Below are 6,807 nucleotides of genomic sequence, written 5' to 3' on the forward strand. Positions count from 1 at the left end.
AGCCTCATGGTTCGAGACGCTACGCTCCTCACCATGAGGCCTGTCCCTGATACAGCCGCTCACAGCGTGCAGTGACGGCTCATCCGCATGTTTTCCTGGATCGCGGCGGCCTCGGTAAACGTCGGCACCGGCTTGCTGACGACCTTGTAGTCGGACAGGAACTTGACCGGCTTCTCCTGCAAATCCGTGTTCCAGATCTGGCAGACGCCGGTGTTGTCCCAGCGGATCACGTAGTAGCCGGACTGCTGCGGCATCGGGCGGGCGATGGCGGCCGCAGAAAGGACGAAAGCGGCAGCAGCACAGAAAGCGGTAACGCGACGCATGAAGTCACTCCTTGGATGATGGGTCCCCAGGCGCCATTCGGTGGCGCCGACCGACTCTGGTGCGGCAAAAGGGTGGCGCGCGCCAGTAGCAAGCGCGTGATTGCTGGCGATCGTCGGAAGATGCGCTATTGTGGCCACGCCGAAAGTGGCGGGCACGCCGGGAGGACCAGGGATGCGCAGGACAAATCGAGCCGCGGTGGTGATCGCAGCGGCGGGCGCTTTTGCCGCCATGTCATGCCCGATGCGGCTCATCGCGGCTCCGCCCACGGTCGCGGTGGCCGATTTCGACTACATCGACACCTCGGGCGAGGTGAAGAACCAGAAGGCGGAGCATGAGGCGCGCGTGGCGAAGTTCGCCGAATTGCTGCGCGCCAAGCTCAGCGCCGATGGCCAGTTTCAGGTCATACCGATCGAGTGCGCGGAGCCGCCCTGTACGCCGATCAACATGCAGCCGCAAAAGTTTATCGACGCAAGCCACCGCTCCGGCGCGCGCTTCGTCGTCTATGGCGGCATTCACAAGATGAGCACGCTGATACAGAATGGCGATGTCGAGTTGCTCGATCTCGAGACGGACAAGCTGCTGTTCAAGCGCACCGTGACGTTTCGCGGCGATACCGACGAGGCCTTCCGCCGCGCCGCCGTCTTCGTCAGCGACGCCGTCAAGGAGGCGATGGAGAAGAGGTGAGGGCGGCCTTGAATGGTTGGCGGGACTTCACCTCCGCAGGTGACGCGCAGGAAACCCCATGACTCCTGAGGACCTGATCGCCGCCTATGCGGCGCCGAACCGGCATTATCATAATCTGGCGCATATCAGGGATTGTCTTGATCAGCTCGCCCGCGTGGATGGCCTGTCGGCTGCGGAGCGCGAGGTTCTCGAGACGGCCATCTGGTGGCACGACGTTGTCTATGATCCCAGGCGATCGGATAATGAGGAGCTCAGCGCGCAGCTCGCCGAGCAGCATCTTGATGCGAAGATCGCCCGAGAGGTCGGCCGGCTCATCCGCTTGACCAGGACGCATCAGGTCGAACCCAGCGATAAACTGGGCGCGATCCTGATCTCGATCGATCTCTCGATCCTGGGCGCGGAGCCCTCGCGCTACGATGCCTATGCTGCGGCCATCCGCAAGGAATTTGCCCACGTGCCGGACGCGGCCTATCGCGCGGGCCGGTCCGATGTGCTCCGGCGCTTCGCGGCACGGCCGGTGATCTTTCCCGATGCCGCTTTTGCACGCGCTCTTGATAAGACGGCACGCGACAACCTCGCGCGTGAGCTGGCGGCGCTTGAGGGTGACAGGTCGTTGCGTAGTCTGGCTGAAGTCGGTCCCGCGAAGCCCGTTGGCTATCTCCCACTCGATACAATCAGGAATTTTACGACCCTATCTGTCGAAGCGGTCGCAAACGAAGCGAGGGCTCGCGGTCTCGCCGCGGCACAATTTGATTCCGACGCATGTTGCATCAAAAGCGGAGCACTTTATGTCTACGATAGAGAAGCACTCGCGAAGGTCTTGAAGGCGCAGGCCGGTGCGGTCGCTATCGCAGGATTGCCGAATGAGCCGGATCGCTTCGTTGCCCAGATTGCCTCTGTCTGGTATCCCGAGGATGATCCAGCCTACAGGGTCATTGCGGCCGCGTTTGGCGAAGCCGTTTGAGACCATGAAAAAGCCGGGCTTACATCCGGCCTTTTCGTTTTGATGGATGCCCGGGTCCCGCCTTCGCCAAGGGCTACAGCGGGCACACAAGCCCGGACATGACGTCTGTCACTCCGCCTTGTCCGGAGGAGAATCGTTGATAGCGACGCGTCTCGCGGGCTTTCAGATTCACATGTCAAACAGCAAGTTTTGGAGTCATTCCGGGATGGTCCGAAGGACCAGACCCGGAATCTCGAGATTCCGGGTTCGCTGTCGCGCCCCGGAATGACAACACACGCCCGCATTGCCGCGGCACGGAATGCGCCCGGGTGATGCACGAACATGTCGCCCCGGATAAAAGAGGGCGCAGGGAATGCCGGTGCCTCAGTGCACCCGCAGCCTCGTGCGCAGAAAAGGAAAGCACACGAGTAAGTCCACCACAGGTCCACCGGAACGTTCCGGCACTCCCTGCGCAATGGTTTTAACGGTTTCCTTCGTGATCTCCCTGGTGAGCCGGGCTTTCTTGCCACCATCACGAGTGCAATGCGTCAGCATTGTCACTCATTTGAACGCCAGCATCGGGGCGTCAGGACCACACGACTTCGCCGTCCGCGAGCCCACGCCGTTCGTCTTCTGGCGAGGTCCGCGTCCACCGCATCTCATCCCACGTTCGTGACGATCGCGAGCCGCCCCTCTCATCGGGTGAGACGCGCGGGCTTAAGCCACTGATTTGCCCGACGGGTTAAGCGAAATATTTTTTGCGCGAGGGCTGGACAGGGGGCAAATCAGCAGCGTCAGACGCCCTTTGGGCTTCCGGGGGCTCTACAGTCGCGATCGGTCCTTAGTATAACTGACGTTGTTTGATCCCGCCGCTACAGCATCGAGAAATTGCAATATGTCGAAAATGTCGATGAAATAAACTGTTAGTCTTCCGTCAGGTTGAAGGCCGCCGCGCGCGATCATGCCGCACAACGCCCCGCGGTTTAGATTATAAACCGGCGACCCACTCATGCCCGCAATGCTATCGAAATCAGAGTTTGCGTAGGTTGCGAATCCTCGACGCAGTGCATGGTCGAACTGCGCCACGCCGGCGTCGCGAAATTCAAGAAAGCCCAATCCTGCAAAAATGTTCGGCGGATCAATGCTGCTTTTTTGCTTCAAAAATCCTGTGGCTATGAGTTGGTTGGCTGGCTCGCTTGAGGCTGCCGGTTGGCGATCGAGGTCATAGGCTCCATCAAAAAATTGCTCCTCGAACTCGTTGAAGGCGATCACGCAAATGTCCTCGAGGTCCGATCCCTCGTTTTCGTCGCGAAGATTTGTCGGGTGGTACGTTCCTTTGATACCGGCCGCTTTTCGACCCGTTCTAGCGTCGCTTATCACAAGATGGTCGATGCTGAATCCATGCAAGACGTGCCGACAGGTTATGCCGTATGGCGTCCCCTTACGTCGTACTATGAAGGCCGTCCCGCCATTTGTGGCATACCGATAGTCCTCCAAATCCGTCTCGAAACAGACGAACCGCACGGAATCGGCGACCTCGCTCGGAACGGGAGGTGGTCCGAACTCTCGGCCGTGGCAATGTTTGAATCGCTTTCCGCTACCGCACGGACAGCGCTCGTTGCGTCGTGGTGGCATTCCGTAGTGTTATCAGATTCCGCCAGCCAAAGCGCCGCCCCTGCGGGTGACCGCACAACAGTCGGCCGGGCACCTTAGCAGCGTCGCTGCCGATGGCTTCACGTGAAAGCCGCTGCGATGCGGTGGCAGTGGGATGCATGTCCCGGTTATTCACAGGACTGTCGAGATCATCCTCAAACACCTGATGGAGCAGCGAAGGACGCGCCCTCTATTGGCTATAGACGCTTTACCTGCATAATTACGAGCGCAGACTAAGGGCGGATCCATATGAGTTACACTTCTCAAAGCAAGCTCCCGAGCACGGTGAAGCTGCCTCAACTCCAAGAAGTCGTTGAATTGCTAGGTTACAGGAAAATTCGTGATGACCTAGAAATTCCCAATCAAGTGGGGAGCTATTTCTGGCTTGACGAGAATGACTACAGGTCGTGGTACGGAGTCGAACTTCAAATCTATCGTAAGAAAGAAGAGATCACCGTAGACACGAGATCGACAGTGTCGAGAAGCTATTGGGACCTAAAGCATCAGAACAAGACGATTAAGACCATCCGCGACCTGTTCGGCGGTCATTTTATCACAGATGCTGGACGCAACAGATATTGGCGACCTGAGGAGCCGCCTCCTTCTTCGCTGTCATCCGGCTGCTACCTTGCGCGCTGGCATTTTCATAACGCGCTCGGCGCTGCGCGCGTATATCTGATGGCGAGGAAGTTTGAAGGTGACATAGCTCGCGAGAAAACTTCTGGATTCGCTTTCATCGACCGAATGAATCCTCGGTTACTTTCTAACAATTTGCTTGTCCCGTACGTGATAGCAGTGTGGGAAGAATACTTTCGTGCGACGTTTACGGCTGCTCTTAAATACTCAAAACAGCGTGCCGCCGTTTTGAAAAAAGCTAGACTAAGTCACAATCAGCTTGAGCAGATTGCCGTCAAAGAGCAACCGGTCGAGCGCACCGTTGCCGAGTGCTTTTCGTTTCAGCGCCCTAGCTCGATTGCTGAAAACTTTAGGTTGCTCGATTCAAAGTTGGATATTGCTGGCGCAATGCGTAAGCCCCATAAGCGGCGGAAATTATCACTCTACGATTCGATTGAGGCACTGGTAGACGGAAGGAATGCGTTTGTTCACGTTGGCGAGATGAACATGCAGCTTTATGACAAGCAACTCGGGACCAGCCTAGATGACATTGTGGAGGCTATTGATCGGTCCTATGCCGCAGTTGGCAGTCATTACGGATTTTCGCCCATACACAGTTATTAGAGAACTTCTACCTCAATGAGGTACTTGCTTGTGGGATGATCCTGTAATTTCACCTCGCTCCGGACTACCTGACAGTCATCTTCAAAGACGATTGGAAGATAGGTGAACGTCGGTCCGCTGCTGCCATCAAGAGTATCCATCACGCCACCAAGATAGTCCACCATCGATGAACCGTCATTGGACGGACCAAAAAGCGTGATGTTCACCGCTACTGGGCCGAAAACCCAAGCGCGACCAGCCATCGCAGCAGTCGCTTTGCGTCTCAGCAGCACGAACGATTCGTACTTCGGGTGATTCTCGTTGCGGATCGATCGGCGAATTGTTTTCGCCGGTGGAAGCCCGTCTACCTCGATACGAATGACGTCTCCGGCCTTCGGTGCTGGTCGGGTAGGCAAAGTGCCGGGATCGTAAGGTAGTATGTCGCGCGGCTGATCAGTCAATCGTTGCACTTGCATTCCCAAGATATAGGCGGCCTCATGGTTCGACGCACCTTTGCTGCTCGTCACCATGAGGCTCTTTTCTCACAACGCCTTATTACTCTGCTTCACCTTGTCCGCGTCGAGATAGACGTTCGCGCCCATCTCCTTGAACCTGGCGCTCATCTGCGCCATGCCCTGTTCCTTGTCGTTCAAGGTCGCGGCGTAGTCGCGCACGTCCTGCGTGATCTTCATCGAGCAGAACTTTGGGCCGCACATCGAGCAGAAATGCGCCACCTTGTGCGCTTCCTTCGGTAAGGTCTCGTCGTGGAATTTGCACGCCGTCTCCGGATCGAGCCCGAGGTTGAACTGATCCTCCCAGCGGAAGTCGAACCGCGCGCGTGACAGCGCATCGTCGCGCAGTTGCGCCGCCGGATGACCCTTCGCAAGATCGGAGGCATGCGCCGAGATCTTGTAGGTGATCACGCCAGTCTTGACGTCGTTGCGGTCGGGTAGCCCAAGGTGCTCCTTCGGCGTCACGTAGCAGAGCATCGCGCAGCCGAACCAGCCGATCATGGCGGCGCCAATGCCTGACGTGATGTGGTCATAGCCCGGCGCGATGTCGGTGGTCAGCGGGCCCAGGGTGTAGAACGGCGCCTCGCCACACTCCTTGAGTTGCTTGTCCATGTTGATCTTGATCTTGTGCATCGGCACATGGCCGGGGCCTTCGATCATCACCTGGCAGCCCTTGTCCCAGGCAATCTTGGTCAGTTCGCCGAGCGTTTCCAGTTCGGCGAACTGCGCGCGATCGTTGGCGTCCGCGATCGAGCCCGGCCGCAGGCCGTCGCCCAATGAAAACGAAACATCGTATTTCCGCATCAGGTCGCAGATCTCGTCGAAATGCGTGTAGAGGAAGCTCTCCTTGTGATGCGCCAGGCACCACTTCGCCATGATCGAGCCGCCGCGCGAGACGATGCCGGTGACGCGGTTGGCGGTGAGGTGGATGTAGGGCAACCTCACGCCGGCGTGGATGGTGAAGTAATCGACGCCCTGTTCGCACTGTTCGATCAGCGTGTCCTTGTAGAGCTCCCAGGTGAGCGCGACGGGGTCGCCGTTGCACTTCTCCAGCGCCTGGTAGATCGGCACGGTGCCGATCGGCACCGGCGAGTTGCGCAGGATCCATTCGCGCGTGTTGTGGATGTTGCGGCCGGTCGAGAGGTCCATCACGGTGTCGGCGCCCCAGCGGATCGCCCACGCCATCTTGTCGACTTCCTCCTCGACGCTCGACGTCACGGCGCTGTTGCCGATGTTCGCGTTGATCTTGGTGAGGAAGTTGCGGCCGATCGCCATCGGCTCCAGCTCGGTGTGGTTGACGTTGGCCGGGATGATCGCGCGGCCGCGCGCCACCTCGTCGCGGACGAATTCGGGGGTGACGTAGTCGGGGATGCTCGCGCCCCAGTCCTGGCCGTCGCGCACGTATTCCTTGAGCATCTCGCGGCCGAGGTTCTCGCGCGTGGCGACGTATTCCATCTCGGGCGTGACGATGCC

At 58.5% G+C, this 6,807-nt stretch carries 7 protein-coding genes; 3 read left to right on the forward strand and 4 right to left on the reverse strand.

Annotated features, from left to right (window positions below; genetic code table 11):
• Window positions 1-59 precede the first annotated feature (59 nt).
• Window positions 60-575 carry a hypothetical protein gene (locus VFB05_RS32155; protein ID WP_414643187.1) on the reverse strand — a complete coding sequence of 172 codons (516 nt, stop codon included), beginning with the start codon at window positions 573-575 and terminating at the stop codon, window positions 60-62.
• Between VFB05_RS32155 and VFB05_RS12585 the strand changes: the two genes are divergently transcribed.
• Both VFB05_RS12585 and VFB05_RS12590 read left to right on the forward strand, forming a co-directional pair.
• Window positions 565-1,008: a DUF2380 domain-containing protein gene (locus VFB05_RS12585; RefSeq protein WP_325012728.1), complete on the forward strand. Its 444-nt coding sequence runs from the start codon at window positions 565-567 to the stop codon at window positions 1,006-1,008. The genes VFB05_RS32155 and VFB05_RS12585 overlap by 11 nt on opposite strands.
• Before the next feature lie 58 nt (window positions 1,009-1,066).
• Window positions 1,067-1,972 (forward strand): hypothetical protein, encoded by a 906-nt coding sequence (locus tag VFB05_RS12590; RefSeq protein WP_325012730.1) that lies wholly within the window; start codon window positions 1,067-1,069, stop codon window positions 1,970-1,972.
• Between the two features lie 801 nt (window positions 1,973-2,773).
• On the opposite strand, the gene VFB05_RS12595 is transcribed toward VFB05_RS12590, so the two are convergent.
• A complete protein-coding gene (locus VFB05_RS12595; protein WP_325012732.1) occupies window positions 2,774-3,586 on the reverse strand; it encodes an SEC-C domain-containing protein in 813 nt (270 codons plus the stop codon).
• A gap of 267 nt (window positions 3,587-3,853) precedes the next feature.
• Between VFB05_RS12595 and VFB05_RS12600 the strand changes: the two genes are divergently transcribed.
• On the forward strand, window positions 3,854-4,843 hold the full coding sequence (locus tag VFB05_RS12600) for a hypothetical protein (protein ID WP_325012734.1): 990 nt from the start codon (window positions 3,854-3,856) through the stop codon (window positions 4,841-4,843).
• Here the strand turns inward: VFB05_RS12600 and VFB05_RS12605 are convergent.
• Both VFB05_RS12605 and thiC read right to left on the reverse strand, forming a co-directional pair.
• Window positions 4,840-5,352, reverse strand: a complete 513-nt coding sequence (locus tag VFB05_RS12605) for a hypothetical protein (RefSeq protein ID WP_325012736.1) — start codon at window positions 5,350-5,352, stop codon at window positions 4,840-4,842. The genes VFB05_RS12600 and VFB05_RS12605 overlap by 4 nt on opposite strands.
• A 12-nt stretch (window positions 5,353-5,364) precedes the next feature.
• Window positions 5,365-6,807: phosphomethylpyrimidine synthase ThiC (gene thiC, locus VFB05_RS12610; RefSeq protein ID WP_325012738.1), on the reverse strand; the 1,443-nt coding region annotated here is incomplete at its 5' end.

Source organism: Bradyrhizobium sp., from assembly GCF_035652035.1.
In the GTDB taxonomy this organism is placed as follows: domain Bacteria; phylum Pseudomonadota; class Alphaproteobacteria; order Rhizobiales; family Xanthobacteraceae; genus Bradyrhizobium.

What these genes read in the sequence shown, in the direction of transcription:
- VFB05_RS12585 (WP_325012728.1), top strand. Translation starts at nt 565, where the DNA reads ATGCGGCTCATCGCGGCTCCGCCCACGGTCGCGGTGGCCGATTTCGAC.
- VFB05_RS32155 (WP_414643187.1), bottom strand. Translation starts at nt 575, where the DNA reads ATGAGCCGCATCGGGCATGACATGGCGGCAAAAGCGCCCGCCGCTGCG.
- VFB05_RS12590 (WP_325012730.1), top strand. Translation starts at nt 1,067, where the DNA reads ATGACTCCTGAGGACCTGATCGCCGCCTATGCGGCGCCGAACCGGCAT.
- VFB05_RS12595 (WP_325012732.1), bottom strand. Translation starts at nt 3,586, where the DNA reads ATGCCACCACGACGCAACGAGCGCTGTCCGTGCGGTAGCGGAAAGCGA.
- VFB05_RS12600 (WP_325012734.1), top strand. Translation starts at nt 3,854, where the DNA reads ATGAGTTACACTTCTCAAAGCAAGCTCCCGAGCACGGTGAAGCTGCCT.
- VFB05_RS12605 (WP_325012736.1), bottom strand. Translation starts at nt 5,352, where the DNA reads ATGGTGACGAGCAGCAAAGGTGCGTCGAACCATGAGGCCGCCTATATC.